Here is a 19606-nt window from a genome sequence, read left to right on the forward strand (position 1 = left end):
GTCACTAAACATGGCATATGTCGTGTATTTTTTTTGTTGATCGTGCCTAGTTTGAGTGTTATGTGCTGGTTTTACTTTGTTTTCAGGGGGAAGTTTTGCGCTTTATATGAAAGCCCTGGAGCGCGGTGGGCCCTGCGCTCCAGGGCAAAAGAGTCACTGTTGGGAGAGGTTGAGTTTTGAGGCTTCTCTTGCTAACTCTGTGATAGTGCCCCAATCATTTCTTGCAACAGCATCCTTCGGAAAAATCCACGAGCCACTTACACAGGTCACGTTAGGGAGAGCAAGATAATCTGGAGCATTGTTGATATTGATGCCTCCACTTGGACAGAACGTGATTTCCCGGAAAGGGCCCGCCAGTGCTTTCAGAGCAGTTGCTCCACCGTATTGCTCTGCAGGGAAGAATTTAAGAATTTCGAATCCGGCATTGACTGCTGTCATTACATCACTGGGGGTTGCTACGCCAGGAATGAAGGGAATAGCCATATCCTGAGCCATGTTGATCATGTCGTCGTTCATTCCGGGGGAGACTATAAAATCTCCACCTGCCCAGGCCACTTGCTGGAACTGATCGGTATTAATAACCGTTCCTGCACCGATGGAGCATTCTGGCATGTTCTTCTTCAGAAGTTTAATAGCATCAAGAGCACAGGCTGTGCGGAGGGTAACTTCAAAAACAGTAAGCCCGCCATCCTTTAAGGCTTGTGCCATAGGAAGGGCCTGTTCGAGTGAGTCAATGACCATCAAGGGTATGATGGATTGCGCCTGATCGATAATCTCTTGAAGCTCATCTTTCATAACCAAACCTGCTCAGAACGAAAGGGGTTAAAACAGTTTATCTGTGAGTTTACGCAGGGCAATGGCACCTTTATACAGAATCCTGAAGGAAAAAGTGCCGTGCGGTGAAAATCCGTTCACTGATGAACTTATTGTGGGGTAGGTGGTTGTACGTATCAGATCAATATAGTGATTCGTAAAAGCCGTTATCATGGGAATCAGGCAAGGAAAAAGGAAACAGGTTATGCAGTTGCAGTTTTTCGGTGGTGCAGGCTCTGTAACGGGTTCCAAGTCTTTGGTGACATCCCATGGGCGTCGCATACTTGTAGATTGCGGTTTGTATCAGGGAGTGAAAAACGAAAGGGAGCGTAACTGGCAAAAGTTTCCGATTCCTGTTAATCAACTCGATGCCATAGTGCTCACCCATGCTCATATTGATCACAGTGGCTATCTGCCAGCGCTTGTTCGCCAGGGTTACGAAGGGCCTGTTTACTGCAGTCCTGGAACCTATGATCTGTGCAAGGTCCTGTTGCCAGACGCAGGGTTTCTGCAGGAAGAAGATGCCCGCTTTGCTAACAAGAAAGGCTTTTCCCGGCATAGCCCGGCGATGCCTTTGTACACGGAAGAAGACGCTCGACGTTCGTTGAAGCTGTTTCAGGTGCGGGAATTTCATAAACAGTATGAATTGCCCGGTAAGCTGACCATGCGCTTTCACCGTGCAGGACATATTCTTGGCGCTGCCAGTGTAGAGCTGTTTAATGGCAAGCATATGCTGGTGTTTAGCGGTGATATCGGTCGTATGAACGACCCTGTGATGTACCCGCCTGAGCCCGTGCCCAGAGCTGACTGGCTGGTGTTGGAATCTACTTATGGTGACAGGTTGCATCAGGACATAGACCCTCTGCCTCAGCTGGAGAAAATTATAAACCGCACCATGAAGCAGGGCGGCTCGGTGCTTATTCCCGCCTTTGCCGTTGGCCGTGTTCAGCTGGTACTGCACATGATTCAGCAACTGAAAGACAGTGGCCGGATAGCTCAGGATATTCCCGTTTATCTGAATAGCCCCATGGCGATTACAGCCACAGAAATGTTCTGCAAAAATCACCAAAAGCACAAACTCACTCAAGAAGACTGCGCTCGTATAGATGCCAATACCCGCTACGTGCGTACTGTTGATGATTCCATCGCTCTCAATAAAAGCCGTTATCCTGCCATTATTATTTCTGCCAGCGGCATGGCCAGTGGCGGGAGGGTTGTACATCACCTAAATACGCTGGCTCCTGACCACCGCAACAGCATTGTACTGATGGGTTTTCAGGCACCGGGAACACGTGGTGAGAAACTGTTGAATGGCTGTGAGAGTATTCGGATATTTGGGCAGGATGTGCCAGTGAAAGCCAGCGTGCATAGAATCGATAACCTCTCAGCTCATGGAGATTATGAAGAGATTCTTAGCTGGCTGGGCGGTGTGCGGCAGGCACCTAAAAAGGTGTTGATCAATCATGGTACGCAAGAATCTTCCGAAGGTTTGGCCCAGCATATCCGGGAGCGGTTTGGCTGGGAGGTTGAAGTGGCTTGTATGAAGGATTTGGTTGTTATTCCAGATGGGGCGTGAGCTCACTGCTGGTACAGATATGCCCACATGCAAGATGTGGGCATTTTCGTGTTTGTGATTATTGATAGAGAGATCACTCTGCGGAATGACAGCAGTGTGAGTCTCTAATACGTTTGCAATATCAACTTCTCTTCAACGGTTCGGGTTGAGCTCAGCGCTGGCCTCAGGGTATTGAGTACTTGCTGGACATCAATCGCTTTCAGGCACTGGTTATCGGTACAACTTGTTTTTCTATGATTACCGGCACTGACACAGGGGGAGCAGGGCAAATTGGCATAGATAGGCGTTGAGTTTCCGAGGGCGCCATAAAGCGCTGGCGTCTCAGGGCCAAAAATCACAAACGTTTTTAAGTCGGTTACCGAGGCAAAATGAGGAGGCCCTGAGTCATTGGATAACATTATCTCTGAAATAGAGTACAGAGGTACCAGCTCGTTGAACTCAAATACCCCGGCACTGTTGACACATCGGCCATGGCTAACCTGCATCTTCAGTATATCTGCTTCAGGGCGCTCACTTGGTGCACCTGTGATAACTACCAGAATATCAGAATACTCTGCCAGCAAGGCCTGAATCACTTTCACATAACGGTCTTTCATCCACCGGCGCTGGGGAAGTAAATCGCTGGCATTGGGGTTAATAAGTACCAGACGCTGTTTATCAGGCTGATAATCACTGTAGAGTGTTTTGATTTTGCGAATCACAGACATCCGCAAATCAGGATTAATCTCGGCCCGTGCCAGCTTGATGGGCTCCTCATTGATATTTTTCTGATAAGGCTGATGAGGGCTTTTCAGTGAAGCCTGTACCAGAGTCATAAAGTTTTTGGATATATGGCGGTGCGGATTGTACATCACCGGATGGGTAAGGTAGTTCCCCCGGTAGAGGCCTTCTTCATGCACGCGATCAAACCCGACCCGGTTATCCGCCCCACTGAGCCGACTCAGAATGGATGTCACTCGAGAGAACAGTTCAAGGTCAATAACGGTGTCAATTTTCTTTTTCCGGCACCATATCAGAAACTGCAGGCTGCTTATGGCAAGGCTGAAAAAGGTGTCGGCCTTGATTAGAAAAATATTTTCTCGATCAATGGTGTTAAGCAGTTTCAGGCTCGCTGCGTTCTTTTCAAAGATAACAAAATGCAGTGTTTTGCCTTGTTCTTTCAGCCAGCGCATGGAAGGATCGGCAAGGATCGCGCTGCCCATTTCAGACAATTCAATAAACAGAACATTTCTGGAGTTCGTTGTTTTGTTGCGCTGCAACCAGTCAAACGGCCAAAATATCAGTTTCAATAGATAACATAGGGGGACGCCGATATAACGATCCACCCAACGCATGGTATCAACTTTCACAGACTAATTCCTCAGACCATGCTGGACTTTTGTCCTGTAAAAGACAAATGTAGACGCAATGGTAAAGTTGAACAGCATACCAGCAAGGACGCCGACAAAAAGTGCCAATTGCTTGTATTGCGTAAAGAAAGGGATAAATGTTGTCAGTAAATAATAGGAGCCCCAGTTAGGAATAAAGCTAACCAGACACATGCTCAGATATTTACCCCACTGCTTCAGCTTCTTTTCCCTTGGGGCATGGGAAAATGTGAAGGTTCGGTTCCAGAACCAGTTCCAGCTGGCTGCAACCCAGTACGACCCGCCTCTGGCAACCAGGTGGGGCGCTCCCAGCCATTGACCGATCAAGGTATATACCCCCATGTCCACAACAAATCCACTGGCGCCTACCAAACCAAATTTGATGAACCTCTGTCCTTGACAGAACAACTTATTCAACAAAGTTCCAGGCTGTTTAACGCGACTTTTCAGTTCATCCTGATAGAGAGAAACTGCACAATAGACAGATCCCGCGAGTGCCAGCACAGCAAGCACTATTTGCTGGTAAACAACTACGGTAAATGTACGAAAACCATTGTCATATAACGGGAGAAGGCCTACGCACAGCAGCCCAAGTAAAATAAAGGCAATCCGGGCTTTTATGCCTGAGTTTGTCTTACTAACGAGATAATCTCCTACTACGGCCGACATAATACCCACCCAGGCTCCCAGAGCCAAATCTAGGGGCCAGTGTGCTCCAACAACACTCCGGGAGAGTGCACACAGGGTTGCAATCAGTACGACCAGGGACCGGAGCCAGCCTCGCAAATACAGAAGTGCCAGACCTGCCGCAAGAAAAACAGTTGCGGTATGACCAGAAGGCAGAGAATGTGCTTTTAATACCGGCCCCAGTACATGGACAGCATCAACACCCAAAACACCAACCGGCCTTATGCTTCCAAACAACGCTTTGGCACCATTGATAAAAATAGCGCCAGCCAGCATAGTGAATATAACTGCCAGCTGCTTATCCGGCTTTTTACAGAAAAGGAGCATCACAAGGGGGAAAAGAAAAAATCCATCCCCCAGGTTGGTCAGAACTACCCAGACGTCAGGTACAGGCCACATGGCGTTCCAGCTGTTGATCTGAAAGAAAACAGTAGTATTCAGGGAAGTTAATGCCAAAAGGGCAACTAAAGGCAATAGCAACCCACTGGCCATTAAAACTATGGAACGGGGCCGATTAAGGTCAGCCCCTGAAATCTTCAACATCGTTTACCCTCAATGGCGTTTTTTTATTTAATGAGCGGGTTCACAGCGATAAAACTGAAACCTGTTAATCACGATTCTATCCAGAGTTGCTTCGGTCTGATCAAATAACGAGCAGGAAAAACCTTTGAGTGTGAGATGGCCACTCTCTGGCGCAGATTTTTTATCGCGGATCAATATACCGTATGTATCCGGCCCTGGTTTGCCATGCCAGAAATCAAACTGGGTTAAACGGTCTGTCACTAGCTGGACTGGCTCAGGGTAGGCATACCAGGCAATACGGCTGGCTTTACTCCAGTTATCGATCAGCAGAACCGGATCTCTGCCTTCCTCCTTTCGCCATTCCTGCTTGAGTGCCACGGCATGTTTTGCCGCTTCATTCCATCCTACAAGGTCTTTTATCAAAGGCGACATAAAAGGGAAGGTCGACAGGGGCATGAATGCCAGAAATATAAACAGGAAACTGATCAGTGCGAGTGATAGAACAGAGGAGACAACCACGAGGGACTTGACCCAGAGCTTGTGCCAACCCCGGCAGATCCAGTAAGAGGATAAAGGCGCCAGCAATGTCCAGCCTAAAGCTGGCCAGTTAGGTAGAAAAGTACCGTCACCTGCAGACCAGCCGACGACGAGCAGTAACGGCAAAGCGCTCCAGATAATCAACCAGCAAGATGCCCTGTCCTGTTCAGGAATATTTTTGCGCAATACTGCGACAATAGCGGCAATGGCCGCCACATACGCCAGAACAGAATACAGAACCACCTGGGCCAGCTGCATGGCAACAACTTTTCTTGCCGCCCAGCTTTTTACTCCGACTCCTCGATCAAACTGATAGGCCAGAGAGGCCCAGTCATTTTGAGCGTTCCATATCAATACCGGCGAAATGATTATCAGAGCAATCAGAGCTGCCAGCCATGGCCCCCGCCCCTTAAGCCACTTGAGGCCGTTGTACTGAATCATGAAAATGATCATACCCGCGGGTAAAAAAACCGCCGTGTATTTGCTCAATCCAGCCAAACCATAAACAACCCCCAGTGCAATCCAGTGTTTGTGTTGATTGTATTTATGAATACTCAGAATCAGCTCCAGTGACAGCAGCCCTAACGCCATTAAAGGCAAATCAGGTACCAGACCCCACCCCATCAATTGGAATATAGGGGCAGAATTTATCAGCAAAACAGAGAGAAGCCCCACATATGCAGGGCCTTCAGGAAAGAGTCGATAACTGACTCGAAACGCCAGATAGCTGCTCAGGGCATAAAGCAGTGCAGGTATAAGCCTGACAGTAAACTCGTCATAACCCAGTGGCGCAATCAGCATCTGTAGCCAGCCGACCATTGGTGGGTGGTCAAAATAGCTAAGCGCCGGGTGCAGCGCATAGAGTGCGTAATGGGCTTCATCGACCCCCAGAGGTACGCCGGATGCCATCACCAAATGTATAAAGAGCACGCCGATAATGATGCCCAAGGCGTGAAGCCGCCCTTGCTGCTGCATAAGGATTATCCTGAAAATCAGAGAAGTACTGAAATACTTAGTCGTTGGAGAGTTGATACTTGTGCATTGTCTAACGGTGAAAAGAGGATTCTGGATTTTCGTCACAAAGATGTCCACAAAACGTCCACAAAAAGCTGCTGTGGGCTTTAGCAGACTGTCATTTTCAGTCTAATGCCCTTCATCAATGGTCTGGGTAACTGGCAGGTGCTATTTATTAACCCGCTTCAGTCTGGCTCTGGCGCAGTAAGAACTGAGCAATCGATGCTTTGGGCATGCGTCCCAGCTTTTTCATAAACGGGAATGTGAGATTGTCCAGTTGATGGTCCGCCTGAAGATCATCCAGTATTTTTATCCACAGATTTGCCGTCATTTCGGCATCCGCAAGTGCTCTATGAAACTCACCTGCCAAGGGTAGCTTTTTATAGCGAACCAGTGTCCCCAGCTTATGGTCTGGTGCATTCTGGTAGATGCGTCGTGCAATCAGCATGGAACAGGCAAACGTCCCCTGGTAGGACTGTCTGGCCAGTGCCATCTCAGCATCCATAAACTTTTTATCAAACGACGCATTGTGAGCAACCAGATTATGGTTGCCGATAAACCTGGCCAGCTCCTTGAAAACACCGGTAGCAGAAGGTGCGCTCCTCAGCATTGTGTTGGAGATGCCCGTCAGGCGTTCAATAAATGAGTCAACTCGGAACCCAGGGTTTATCAGGCTCTGGTATCGGTCTGTGATAGAGCCATTTTCTAATAGAACTGCACCCACCTCTATGGCGCGATCACCAAGGTTGGGAGAAAGGCCAGAGGTTTCGAAATCCAGTACAACAACGGTATTGGCCTTGGGGTGTCTGGATGGCATGGCTTGGATTCATACTTCAGTTAGATGACAGTCTCAAAGCATACCATGCCAGAAGGAAAATTTTGGAGTCCTGGAACGGATGTTTTGGCTTTCTGTGCGCTTAGTCATCCATATCCTGTACCGGACTGACAGGCTTGTTAGCTAATTAGAAAAAATTGTGTGATTAAGTAACCTGCAACTGCTGTCAAAGTCTGGTATGTCATACAGTGGTGTGGAAATTATGGAAGCCAAAATAAGTGGGAGAACTGGGGAGAGCCCTTGCACGCATGCTCATCAGAAGCCGGATAGCGTGGGGGTAATTAGCGGAAAGGCCGTCACTGAAGTGAGTGTGGATAGTACAGAGCCCAAGCAGTCCAGCAAACTTTTGCGGAGCAAAGCTGTTACACAAAGGCCAGTTGTGTCTTGCCAGCAAAAAAAACGCGAACTTATAGATTCGCTCAACCTGCTTTATCAACAGTGCTGGGAGAGCAAAGAAACGAAAAACCAGTGGCAAGTCATTAAGGATTTCAATCAGACTCTTAGTGATCTCTTGCAGATCAACCCTGTGCTTAGAAAATACCTTGTTATTCGTGAACAAGAAATTGATGGAATTAGATATGCAAGACTCACCCAGAAAGGAATAACGAGAGCTTTGGAACTGCGCTTTCCTGACCAGATTAAATCCGGACATCTGGAACATTGGCATCTGGATTTCCAGCCGGACAAGGTCTGTTTAGGGCCAATGAAAACATGGTTGCGGAGCCAATATGGGGAGAAAGAAAGCTCTCTAATGTATAAGGATGATGATGAATTACGCAGTCTGATTAAAACTTTGGGGAAAGGAGGGAGGCTCAATCAATTAACATATCCTCGTTCATTAGTATGTCTGGGCGCAATGCTGTGTAACAAATTGCATGGGCTCAGTGATGAAGAAGACTGTATTGTACTGGTTGACTTTGGGGTGCATTGCTCTGTTCTCTATTTGCGAAAAAAGAGCAGTTATGAGTATCGGATCTTACTTCTGGATAGTCTTGAAGCATTTTTGGATGAGGATGACTATAGAATCCATATGGATTCTGAAATGTGCTTGGTTGCAATTCAGGCAGCTGTAATGGATCTAAAGGCTACGGCCAATATGTATTACATACCAGGCTCAAGGCAAAGTTCAAAAGTGCATTGCTATGAGTTCGCTTTTCATGACATTGAAGTTCTTCTTGAATCACCTATGATTCCGAAAGCAGGTTATCAAGCCTCTCCCGCTAAGGGTGTTGGTGTCCTATCTGTTTCGCAGGCATTCTGCGAAGCCATGTTCGAAAACAGAGGATGTGGGATATCTATCAATAATCAACCATCCCTGGAAGTTTCAGCCAAAGGAGTAGAACCTTTTGTATCCTGTCTGAAGGAGGTGTTGGCACCACGCATGGGTGTGCAGGCGACGAAAGTACCTCTTAAGGAAGAATTTAGATGCAGACTTTTGAAACTGGGAGCCTTCCCGGTCAGTTTTCTTGATTTTACCCAAAGCACTAGAGAGTTGGAGAGAATTGTGAGCAAACTGCCTCCCTCTGAGATAAAAATTGCCAAGAGCCGGATTGAAAAAACCAGTGGCCTGGCCCGTACCGACAAGGGAGAGGTTAAACGACTTAATCTTGCAGCCCAGCTCCGTTCGATGAGAACAATCATCAGTCTTGCCGAATTAAGCTAATAAGTACCCAAATAAGCGGCCAAATCAAAACCCCTAATCATCTTCACCCCAGGTGTCTGGATTAATATGGCTGTCATCTGCTTTGTTCGCATCAGGTATCAGACCAAGATTTACTAATGTTTCGTGAGGTGTAAGAGATAAAGCTGAATTCCTTGAAGGGGAAACCAGTAGGTAGGAATTTAAAGAAGGGGCAAAAAACATATTATCTTCTGAGGAGTCTTCGCCGGCTAACTCTGAGAAAAGGTGAGTGACGGTTGGATCAAATGAAGACTCTTCTAACCCTGGATGTATAACAGCTGTTTCTATCGTTCTAGACAGCTGTGAAGGTGAAAGATTACCAGCTATCGAAAATTCAACAGGTACCAGACTAGGGATAAGCTTTGAGCCTTTTCCGGGAGGAATTATTTCAATCCCTTCATCCGAGTCCGCAGGAAAAGTTAGAAACTTCCTGTTTATGGCTGGCAGGCCAAAAATCGTAGATGGAAAGTCAAAAGTAGATCTGGGTATAAATAAAGGTGTTTTATAAAGTAATGTCCGGAGTGGATAGTGGAGATCATGTCTAAAATCCTTGGAGATTTGTGCAGACACGAAGTGAGATCTGGCATCATGCCCCTCCGATGATACAACACGCTTTTGAGGAAGTGCCTGCCAATCCACCTTCTTAAGATTATGAATATTCCAAGTGTTGTGTAGCCGGGGCTTTGGACCTTTTGAAATTCTTGGCAAACTACGCGAAGTTAATTGGTAATAATGCATCTCAGCAGTCGCACTTTTTGCACCTTCTGGGATTGAAGTTCTGACAAGACCCTGTACAAGAGTGCTGAGATTCGGCAAAAACCTTATAAGCCAGAAGTAATCATTTTTAGATGCTATAACAATCTCAGGTATAGTGGATAAAAAAATGAAAAAGATCAGTCGGCTTAAAAATTGCATCTTGTTCTCAATTCTTCATCAGGGATGAGTTTACTGTGAGCGAATTTTATTAAATGCTGACACTTCTCTCAAAGTATACATATTCATAACACTATGATGTTTTATATGTTTGGGTTCTTTCTCGATTAATAACGTGGTTTTCGATTGCACTTATTACTTGAATCCAGCATTGCTATTGGTTATTACGGGTGCCACTTGGATAATTTCCATACTGCGAGGCAGTAAGGAGAGTGTTTGTGAGAACTATCATGGGCACCATTTGTCCAGAACGGCTTCAAGCTTTTGTAAGGCAGCCTGATGCTGTTGTCCAGGCATTTTCTCAATATTTATCATCTTCCATTTAACCGCAGGAAGGTTAGCCGCCTCAGGATACTGAAACAATGTCCAGTCCGGATACTTGCGTTTCACTGATAACAAAAATTGGGCATCCTGAGCGGTACAGTGTGAGCGTAGTGCTTCCAGCATGTCATTTCTGGCATTGAGTAAATCTTGCTCTGACACCGTTGTGAGCGTCATACCCGAGAATTCGTAATCAAACACCGGCTGTAGAGGCTTAAAGTGTGGATCCAGTAGTTCTGACATGGGGCGAGGGTGCCCTAAAAGGTAAACCATGAAGCCCTCAAAAACGGATCTGTCGAGTTCACCAGCTTCCATCAGTAACTTGATATCAAACAAATCTCTTGGGTGTTGGCGATCCAGCGCTGCGCAGATTTTTCCTCCATAAAGATCAGGCAGATTAACAACGGCGATGGAGGCAAAACCAAAAGTATCCTCAACAGTTACTGTCACGTCCTTCTCAACCGGAGGGAGTAACGTTCCTCGTGCAACGGGAGATACTTCAATTTTCACCTGAACCCCCTGATTGGAAACCAAAATACGCAGTTCATCCACGCGATTAGATTGCATGTGGGCTGAACAGGCGAGCTGGGCATTCACGTTTTTAGCGATTCGCCCCAATGCCGCTTTGGCGTCTGGCAAAGCTTTATCACGCGGTTGGAGGGGAAGGTAAGCAAGATCAATATCGACCGAGAGCCTTGGCAAATCCCGGACGAATAAATTGATAGCGGTTCCCCCTTTCAGAGCGAAGCAGGGCTCTTCACTTACGAGAGGAAGTAGTCTTACAAGAAGCTGAACCTGTTTGAACCAAGGCGTTCCGGATAGCTGTTTGGTCAAGGATGTGAGCCCTGTGGTTTTTGGAATTTCGTTGGAACTGTGATGTTCCATTTGGAATTAAAGGTGCCGCCCGTGACGATCTGCCGTTTACCTCTCCCCAGATTTATACGTGTCAGATCCAGTCTTTCCAGCCACTTGTGCTGATAGTATTCAGCCAGAAATAAAAACAAGCGTTTAGCTTGTATACTGGAACAAGTTTCCAACAGACCTTGCAGTTTCCTTGGGCTGAGGTGAGTAGCGCCCTGCATAACCTCAGCCGCGAAATCAAAGCTCCATTTCTTGGGAACACCTTGCAGCATTTCCAGTGCTGCTCTCTCTGGTGACGACACCCACACAGTAAAGCCCTGCACATGCTTTTCAGCAAGGCCTGAATTGTCGGTCATACCCCTATGTACGGGCCATAACGGGGTTGTCTGCCACAGAAGCTTTGCACTCCAGTTGTAATCCTGCACCCATTTTGGCAACTGTGTCCCACTCGGCCCGAATAATGTGATGGTCTCCCGCCCGAGAGGGAGATAGTGGATCAAGCTATGAAGGGAGAGGGCATATACACCTCCAACCCAGATAACTTTGCCCTGCTGTTGAAGAGCTGACAGGGCGCCAGGCCACAAAGGGTTGTCTCCCTTGCGAGCATAGGCTCCATAGCCGATGGATGTTATCCAGCCTCCCTCAACATATTTTTTTGCCAGTCCGCGACTGACTCCCATGGATGTCAGCCACTGTGACGTTGCCACAAATCCGGGAGGCCATGCCTCAAAGAGTCGGTTTAGAATTCCTCTCACTTGTATCCTCCATGGTGCCAGTTAAGGGATGTACTAAGCGTGTGTGTTTATTCTTATTTTTAAAAGTATACCCCAAGTGTACATTCTATGGATTTTATAAACATGTAGAGCGAAAGGCGTTGATAACAACCCTTGAATTCAAACGTTGCAGACAAATGCCAGATATAAAGCGCGTCATCATGAGAGGTCACCCAAAGTCGTTATTACTGCCAAATTGGTCTCAGTCAGTGATATTGAACGCTTTGAGGTTGATGGCTGGACTTATCCTGTGAGTGTGCAGTTTTTTGTAGTCAATGGTTGTTATCAACGGCTTGAACAAGCAAGTACGGCTCAAATCAGTCTTTGACTGACCCAGTTATTAGAAAGTGAGGAGTGGAGGGAGGAGTTTTCATTAGGAGTAAAAAAAGCCCCAAAGGGTACTTTGGGGCATGGAACGAAACGGATTATAGCCTCTAGGCACAACGCAAATTGGTGCCTAGCGGCATTTGGCCTTATCTAACTATTTGTTTTCATTGTCAAAATCGCCTTCCTGAAACTCATACCACATCACGTTAATGATGCCGAAAGAGCAGGCCAGCAGCACGCCAAGTATCCATGCAAAATACCACATAATATAAACCTCCTGGCTCTTCTTGTTAGTACAGGGAATGTGTATTGTTTTCGATATGAGCGGCGTCTACACGGCCCCACATCTTATAGAAGCACCATGACGTGTAACACAGAATTGCGGGTACCATCACGGCGGCTACGAAGGTCATAATGCCCAGGGTCAGCTCACTGGATGTAGCATCCCATACGGTCAGGCTCACATTCGGATTACTGCTGGAAGGCAGAATGAATGGGAACAGAGATAGACCGGCAGTCGCCACAATACCACCAACACTCAAGGAACTGGCGAGGAAAGACAGGGTTGGCTTGGTGCGAATCAGCAGAATAACGCCGATGCTACCGAGAAAGCCGATAGCCGGGGCCAGCATCATTAATGGATACTGGGAGTAGTTATTCATCCATGCACCAACAGCGCCAAACTCAACCACTTTACTCAGGGGGCTGGAGGGGGCGTTAGGGTCAATGATACTGGTGATTTCATAGCCGGGCAGTTGTGCAGCCCATACGCCACCGATAGCAAAGGTAACGAGCACTACGGTAGCCAGCAGGCGAGCCACATTGGAGGCACGCTCCTGTACGACATCGGCCGTACGCAGGCTCAGCCAGGTTGCACCCTGCATCAGCAGCATGGACAGGCTGACCACACCGCATAGCAGTGCAAACGGATTCAGCAGGTCGAGTAAGCCAGAGGTGTAAGACACCATCATGTATTCATTCAGGTTATAACCGAAACCCTGGAACAGGTTGCCAAAGGCTACTCCGAAAATCAGGGAAGGAATAAGGCCACTGATAACAAGGCCAAGGTCACACCATTTCTTCTGATGATCTTCGAGCTTCGCGCGATACTCAAAGGCCAGCGGACGCAGCATTAACGCAAACAGTACGAGCAGCAACGCCCAGTAGAAACCATTAAACGCTGTCGCATAAACAGTTGGCCATGCTGCAAAGATGGCACCAGCACCGGTGATCAACCACACTTGGTTCCCATCCCAGTGAGGAGCGACCGCATTGATAACAACCCGACGTTCAGTGTCGTTTTTTCCAAGGAAGGTCAGCAGGCCCGCAGCGCCCATGTCGTAGCCGTCCATGATGGCGAAGCCGATCAGCAGGATGCCGATCAACAGCCACCAGATAAGCTTTAATACTTCGTAATCAAACATCATGGCCTCCGTCAGTGTGTGCTCATGGCGGGTTCGCCAGAAGTGAGTTTTTCATGGTGGTAGCGACCAGTCTGCAGGCTGCTTGGACCCTTCTTGGCATACTTCACCATCAGGTACACTTCAATCACAGCAAAGACGGCGTAGAAGATAGTGAAGCCTGCAATACTCATATACAGGTCGCCGGGTGTGAGATTAGATGCAGACATCCATGTAGGCAGCATACCGGCAACAGTCCATGGCTGACGGCCATATTCTGCAACAAACCAGCCTGCTTCAGAGGCGATCCATGGCAGTGGCATAGACCACAGTACCAGCTTCAGGAACAACGGGCTCTTGTACTCGGTACGGCGTGCAGTTTTGTAGAAAGACAGGCCAATAACCAGCAACATCAGCATGCCGCAACCAACCATGATGCGGAAGGCAAAGAAGATTGGCCAAACCTGAGGGATAGTATCAACGGCAGCCTGACGAATCTGTTCTGGAGTCGCGTCAACCACGTCATCAGTGTAACGCTTCAGCAGCAGGCCATAACCCAGGGTATCCTGAACAGCGAGGAAGGCCTCACGGTTCTCAGGAGTATCGTTACCAGCTTTGAGCGTTTCCAGCAGGCGATAGGCTTCGATACCGTCGTAAATGCGATGCTCGTTACGGTCGATCAGATCCTTGATACCCATCACCTGCTCGTCGAAGGAACGAGTGGCGATAACGCCCATTATGTAAGGGATATGAATGCCGTAATTGGTTTCCATGGTTTCCTGATTAGGAATACCAATGGCGGTAAAGGATGCAGGTGCAGGCTGTGTGTCCCATTCTGCTTCCATAGCTGCCAGTTTCACTTGTTGAACGTCACCCAGCTGGTAACCGGATTCGTCACCCAGCATTATCACAGACAAGATGGAGGCCATACCAAAACCAGCAGCAATGGCAAAGGAGCGACGGGCAAAGCCCATGTCACGCTTCTTCAGCAGGTAGTAAGCGCTGATAGACAGTACAAACATAGCCGCAGTGGTGTAACCGGCGGCTACGGTGTGAACAAATTTCACCTGGGCAACAGGGTTAAGGATGATAGCTGCGAAGTCCACCATCTCCATACGCATGGTTTCAAAGTTGAACTCTGCACCCACTGGGTTTTGCATCCAGGCGTTGGCGATCAGAATCCACAACGCGGAGAAGTTAGAGCCCAGGGCAACCAGCCAGGTGCAGGTCAGGTGCTGACGGCGGGTCATGCGATCCCAGCCGAAGAAGAACATGCCCACAAAGGTTGACTCAAGGAAGAAGGCTACAAGAGCTTCGATGGCGAGAGGTGCACCAAAAATATCGCCTACGTAGTGGGAGTAAAACGACCAGTTGGTACCGAACTGAAACTCCATGGTTAAACCGGTCGCAACACCCAGGGCAAAGTTAATGCCGAAGAGCTTGCCCCAGAAGCGGGTCATGTCCTTATAGATCTGCTTGCCGGTCATCACATAAACCGACTCCATAATGGCGAGCATAAAGCTCATACCAAGGGTCAGCGGAACAAAAAGGAAGTGATATAAGGCCGTCAGCGCGAACTGAAGCCGCGACAGATCGACAACATAGTCTGAAATCATAGGGGGGTACCGTGCAGCAAGTGTATATGTTCGGTAAGGCGGTCCAGAGCGGCAGGTCTTATTCTACGGAATACTGCGGCTGGTGGTTCAGGGTTTTCCTGTGGCCTTCTACGTAGCAACGGCAATTATAGGAGGCGTATTTAGGAGGGGCGATTGATCTACATCAATAAAAAAAGAACTGTCGATGAGCTTTTCCTATTGTAGTGTTTAATTTTTTCTATTACTTCTTTCTGCAGATGATGCAATGTAGCCGTCTAAATCTGGCTCAATGCCCTCTACGCCAGTCAATCAATAGGCAATCTTTGGGGAGAGGTACTCATTATTACCTATGCAAGAGTGAATTGTAAGACCAAGAGGGTTATGATTTTCCAGGCGATAATGACAATGACGGAAGATCTTCGTTCACACAGGTATTTTCTATGTCTGTACAATTTATTAAGTCCAAAGCTGCTATTGCCTGGAAAGCCGGCGAGCCACTGTCTGTGGAAGAAGTAGACGTTATGCTACCCAAAGCCGGTGAAGTGCTGGTGCGCATTGTAGCAACCGGCGTTTGCCATACCGATGCCTTTACGCTTTCAGGTGATGACCCTGAAGGTGTATTCCCGGCGATTCTCGGCCATGAAGGTGGTGGTATTGTTGAGCAGGTGGGAGAGGGAGTAACCAGTGTTAAGGTAGGTGATCATGTTATCCCTCTTTACACCGCTGAATGTGGCGAGTGTAAATTCTGCACATCCGGTAAAACCAACTTGTGTAGTGCTGTACGTGAAACCCAGGGCAAAGGTTTGATGCCAGATGGTACAACTCGTTTTTACAAAGATGGTCAGCCTATTTACCACTACATGGGTTGCTCAACTTTCTCCGAATATACGGTACTTCCGGAAATCTCTCTGGCTAAGGTAAACCCTGATGCACCATTGGAGGAAGTGTGCCTGCTGGGCTGTGGTGTAACCACAGGTATGGGGGCCGTACTGAAAACCGCAAAGGTTCAAAAAGGCGACACGGTTGCGATTTTCGGCCTGGGGGGCATTGGTCTGTCTGCCATTATCGGTGCAACCATGGCAGGAGCCAGCCGGATTATCGGTATAGACATCAACGAATCCAAGTTTGAACTGGCGAAAAAACTGGGGGCAACAGATTGCATTAACTCGAAAGATTACGATAAGCCGATTCAGGACGTGATTGTTGAAATGACTGATGGGGGTGTGGATTTTTCTTTCGAGTGTATCGGCAACGTGAATGTGATGCGTAGTGCGCTGGAATGCTGTCATAAAGGCTGGGGTGAGTCTGTGGTGATCGGTGTGGCCGGTGCCGGTCAGGAAATCTCAACCCGTCCGTTTCAGTTGGTAACTGGCCGTGTATGGCGCGGCAGTGCTTTTGGTGGAGTGAAAGGTCGTTCCGAGCTACCCGGCATTGTAGAGCAATACATGGATGGTGAATTCAGGCTGGATGACTTTATTACCCATACCATGGGCCTGGAAAACATTAACGAGTCATTCGATCTGATGCATAAAGGCGAAAGTATTCGCTCAGTGATTCATTACAATAAATAATTGTAAGTACCCGGACTTCTTTATGTCACTTGAAATCAGCAGTGCCACAAAATCGTTTGGTGGCTGGCATAAGCAATACACCCACCGTTCTGATGCCTTGCATTGTGATATGCGCTTTGCCATTTACCTGCCCCCCAGAGCCGACACAGAAAATGTGCCCGTTCTTTACTGGTTGTCAGGCCTGACCTGCACGGATGAAAACTTTATGCAGAAAGCCGGTGCCCATAAACTGGCTGCAGAACTGGGCGTTGCCATTGTTGCCCCAGACACCAGCCCCCGTGGTGACAATGTGCCTGATGATAAAGAGGGTGCATACGACTTTGGGCTGGGTGCCGGGTTTTACCTGAATGCAACTCAGCCTCCCTGGAGTCGTCATTACCAGATGTACGACTATGTGACCAAAGAATTGCCTGCCTTGGTAGAAACCCACTTTCCTGTGACGGATGTACGCAGTATCAGTGGCCATTCAATGGGCGGCCATGGCGCTTTAATGATCGCACTGAGGAACCCTGAGCGTTATCGTTCAGTGTCAGCCTTCAGTCCTATCTGTAATCCAGTGAGTTGCCCCTGGGGGAAGAAAGCATTTATGGGTTATCTCGGAGAAGATAAAACCCAGTGGCTGCAATACGACGCCTGTGAATTAATGACCAAGACAACACAGCCTGTACCTGCATTGGTGGATCAGGGAACAAACGACAGCTTTCTTAAAGAACAATTAAAGCCGGAAGCACTGGAGCAGGCAGCCAGGCATTCGAACTACCCTCTCGAGTTGCGCAGGCAGGAGGGTTACGACCATAGCTACTACTTTATCGCCAGCTTTATTGAGGATCACCTGCGCTTCCATGCCCGCTATTTTGATTGAGACTCACGGGTATATCAGGAAAACTGGTTTACCGTACGCCGTGCATTATACAGGGTACTCTGCCAGTACCGTGGAATGTCTGGAATGGTAATTGTGGGGTTGGTTTGGGTATTGCCCGGTGTTTGAGGTTGCTCATTCCGGGCAATAAATTCCAGTCGTGAGCGATTAGCATTATAGGTTTCCACCAGAAAGTGTATGGTCGCTTCGCTCAATGGCACCCGGTAATAACGAATCAGGTTCTGTGCCAGCTTTTCGGCCATTTCCCCCAGATTTACAGATACAGCATTGGCCATGGCCTGGCCAAGGGCTGCTTTGGTCATGGGGCTCATACCGGGTTCCAGAGGAGCCATAGTGGACAGTGGGGTGTTATCAATCGCTCGCTGAATCTCCGGAGAATGGAGGTGAATGTGCGGGTCCAGAATCAGTACGGTTTCAATGGCCAGTTCCCGGGCGCGACTGTTAGTGAGCATCTTCTCGTTTTTATCATGTTCAGAGGAGTGACCACTGTAATGGCGCAGGCGTGTCTCTTTAAGCCATGCCCCCAGACTATGGGCTACGGAGATTTTCTCTTCATCATCCAAGGCAATGGTTTGCTCAGAAATACGCAGCCCCCGTTTGAGAGCCGAACGGCTGTCGGACTGCCATTTGCGGCTGCGGTGCTGCCATACTTTCAGGGCGCGGTTAAAACGACGACTTGTACGGCCCTGTTGCAGGTGTGCGGCTTGTACTTCTTCATAAAGTATCAGAGTTTTCTCCAGTTGTGACAAGCGCATTTGCAGGCTGGGGAGGTTTTGTCCGGACTGGTTGAGCTGACGGCGAGCGTCGTTCACTTCCTGGGCCAGAGCGTTGATACCATCAATGGCGGCTTCCAGAAGTATACGCACACTCAAACCGGGAGCAGCGGTAATATCCCGATTGGGAAATACATAATCAATATAAGCGGTGAGCGCCCGAAGACGGCTGTACACCCTGGCCCGGGCGACCCGGTGATCATTCCGACACTGCTCCAGGCGATCCATCGCCTTGCTGAGATTCCAGTCACCACCGGTGTATTCAACCTTAAGATAGCTGATTTCCCGGCCGCACATTAACTCAAAGCAAAGCGCCATCATGTGTTCAACATCGGGCAGGGTAATCAGCTCTTCGTTTTCCTGTTCAATAGCCGCGAGAATACGTTCAAGGAATAAACGCTCTCGCGGCTGACCATCCCGTATATCTGGCGCCCGACCAGCCAGGCGAGAGGCCATGACGGTAGCGATTCTTGGATGAGTCTGGCGCAGTTCGGCGACTGATCTGTCGGTAGACTCTGCCACTTCATTCACAATGTCCTGCATGCGATTATAAAGTCCGGCTCTGCGAAACTGTTCTATGCGTTCTGCACTACGGGCAAGGTTCTGGTCACCGGTCAGGTCTTCAATCGCGCCAGCCACCCATTCCGGGCCAAGGTCGAATTTGCGCAGCAGGATGCCTGCAGACTCGATACGGCGCGTATCTGGCCCCTGATTGGCAAGGCGCAAATCCCGTACCATATAAATAATTTCCGGCAGGCGATCCACTATATCCAACAAGCGGCTTTTGTCCTGTGACTGCTTGCGCCCTTGGGTGATGTCGTATATCACTCGCGTGAGTAAACCCATAAGGCCGGCAATGACGGAGTAAACGACAATGTATAGGGTGCGCTCCAGATTCATAGGGTGGCCATAGCCAATCCAGGTAGCGCTCCATGCTGTAAGAAGTGTGACGGGGCCTGCTGTCCACGCCAGCATCATCAAGGTTACGCCCATTGGCTCCTGATGAGAGGAGGTAGCAACCTTTTCAAGAAACTTCTTTCCGCGGGTTTCCAGCTCAAGATGGCTGGGGGTTTTGCTCAGACCTTTACTGGTTCTCTTCCTTGATAACGGCCACATACTGAAATACGGATAGGGGGAGAC

Annotated in this window: 16 protein-coding genes; 4 read left to right on the plus strand and 12 right to left on the minus strand. The window is 48.4% G+C overall.

Going from position 1 to position 19606, the window contains the following annotated elements; all coding sequences use genetic code 11:
- Window positions 1–153 precede the first annotated feature (153 nt).
- Window positions 154–795 (minus strand): bifunctional 4-hydroxy-2-oxoglutarate aldolase/2-dehydro-3-deoxy-phosphogluconate aldolase, encoded by a 642-nt coding sequence (locus tag E1189_RS19655; RefSeq protein ID WP_155162728.1) that lies wholly within the window; start codon window positions 793–795, stop codon window positions 154–156.
- Between the two features lie 223 nt (window positions 796–1018).
- On the opposite strand from E1189_RS19655, the gene E1189_RS19660 reads away from it, so the two are divergent.
- The gene (locus tag E1189_RS19660; protein ID WP_155162730.1) at window positions 1019–2389 is read left to right on the plus strand and encodes an MBL fold metallo-hydrolase RNA specificity domain-containing protein; all 1371 of its coding nucleotides are present in this window, start codon (window positions 1019–1021) and stop codon (window positions 2387–2389) included.
- Window positions 2390–2493: 104 nt separating this feature from the next.
- Here E1189_RS19660 and E1189_RS19665 read toward each other — a convergent pair whose 3' ends face one another.
- From E1189_RS19665 to E1189_RS19680, 4 genes are all read right to left on the minus strand, one after another.
- On the minus strand, window positions 2494–3738 hold the full coding sequence (locus tag E1189_RS19665) for a glycosyltransferase family 9 protein (protein ID WP_329602134.1): 1245 nt from the start codon (window positions 3736–3738) through the stop codon (window positions 2494–2496).
- Window positions 3739–3741: 3 nt separating this feature from the next.
- A complete protein-coding gene (locus E1189_RS19670; protein ID WP_155162733.1) occupies window positions 3742–4986 on the minus strand; it encodes a GtrA family protein in 1245 nt (414 codons plus the stop codon).
- A 27-nt stretch (window positions 4987–5013) separates the two neighbouring features.
- A complete protein-coding gene (locus tag E1189_RS19675; protein ID WP_155162736.1) occupies window positions 5014–6477 on the minus strand; it encodes a glycosyltransferase family 39 protein in 1464 nt (487 codons plus the stop codon).
- 214 nt (window positions 6478–6691) lie between these two features.
- Window positions 6692–7333, minus strand: a complete 642-nt coding sequence (locus E1189_RS19680; RefSeq protein WP_155162738.1) for a 3'-5' exonuclease — start codon at window positions 7331–7333, stop codon at window positions 6692–6694.
- Window positions 7334–7553: 220 nt separating this feature from the next.
- On the opposite strand from E1189_RS19680, the gene E1189_RS19685 reads away from it, so the two are divergent.
- Window positions 7554–9014, plus strand: a complete 1461-nt coding sequence (locus tag E1189_RS19685; RefSeq protein WP_155162740.1) for a hypothetical protein — start codon at window positions 7554–7556, stop codon at window positions 9012–9014.
- A 33-nt stretch (window positions 9015–9047) separates the two neighbouring features.
- Here E1189_RS19685 and E1189_RS19690 read toward each other — a convergent pair whose 3' ends face one another.
- From E1189_RS19690 to E1189_RS19715, 6 genes are all read right to left on the minus strand, one after another.
- Window positions 9048–9947: a hypothetical protein gene (locus E1189_RS19690; protein WP_155162742.1), complete on the minus strand. Its 900-nt coding sequence runs from the start codon at window positions 9945–9947 to the stop codon at window positions 9048–9050.
- 246 nt (window positions 9948–10193) lie between these two features.
- A complete protein-coding gene (locus E1189_RS19695; RefSeq protein ID WP_230460542.1) occupies window positions 10194–11120 on the minus strand; it encodes a nucleotidyl transferase AbiEii/AbiGii toxin family protein in 927 nt (308 codons plus the stop codon).
- A complete protein-coding gene (locus E1189_RS19700) occupies window positions 11117–11902 on the minus strand; it encodes a type IV toxin-antitoxin system AbiEi family antitoxin domain-containing protein (RefSeq protein ID WP_155162746.1) in 786 nt (261 codons plus the stop codon). Before E1189_RS19700 ends, E1189_RS19695 begins: the two co-directional genes overlap by 4 nt.
- A gap of 499 nt (window positions 11903–12401) precedes the next feature.
- The gene (cydX, locus tag E1189_RS19705) at window positions 12402–12512 is read right to left on the minus strand and encodes a cytochrome bd-I oxidase subunit CydX (RefSeq protein ID WP_155162748.1); all 111 of its coding nucleotides are present in this window, start codon (window positions 12510–12512) and stop codon (window positions 12402–12404) included.
- A 25-nt stretch (window positions 12513–12537) separates the two neighbouring features.
- Window positions 12538–13674, minus strand: coding sequence for a cytochrome d ubiquinol oxidase subunit II (cydB, locus tag E1189_RS19710; protein WP_329602135.1), 1137 nt, complete (start codon window positions 13672–13674; stop codon window positions 12538–12540).
- An 8-nt stretch (window positions 13675–13682) separates the two neighbouring features.
- Window positions 13683–15263, minus strand: a complete 1581-nt coding sequence (locus E1189_RS19715) for a cytochrome ubiquinol oxidase subunit I (RefSeq protein WP_155162751.1) — start codon at window positions 15261–15263, stop codon at window positions 13683–13685.
- 419 nt (window positions 15264–15682) lie between these two features.
- On the opposite strand from E1189_RS19715, the gene E1189_RS19720 reads away from it, so the two are divergent.
- Together E1189_RS19720 and fghA are read left to right on the plus strand one after the other, a co-directional pair.
- Window positions 15683–16813, plus strand: coding sequence for an S-(hydroxymethyl)glutathione dehydrogenase/class III alcohol dehydrogenase (locus E1189_RS19720; RefSeq protein ID WP_155162753.1), 1131 nt, complete (start codon window positions 15683–15685; stop codon window positions 16811–16813).
- Window positions 16814–16835: 22 nt separating this feature from the next.
- The gene (gene fghA, locus E1189_RS19725) at window positions 16836–17675 is read left to right on the plus strand and encodes an S-formylglutathione hydrolase (protein WP_155162754.1); all 840 of its coding nucleotides are present in this window, start codon (window positions 16836–16838) and stop codon (window positions 17673–17675) included.
- 14 nt (window positions 17676–17689) lie between these two features.
- Here fghA and E1189_RS19730 read toward each other — a convergent pair whose 3' ends face one another.
- Complete coding sequence (locus E1189_RS19730) at window positions 17690–19582, minus strand: hypothetical protein (RefSeq protein ID WP_155162757.1); 1893 nt, start codon at window positions 19580–19582, stop codon at window positions 17690–17692.
- Window positions 19583–19606 lie beyond the last annotated feature (24 nt).

Origin of the sequence: Parendozoicomonas verongulae, assembly GCF_009711465.1 — a bacterium.
GTDB classification, from domain to species: Bacteria; Pseudomonadota; Gammaproteobacteria; order Pseudomonadales; family Endozoicomonadaceae; genus Sansalvadorimonas; species Sansalvadorimonas verongulae.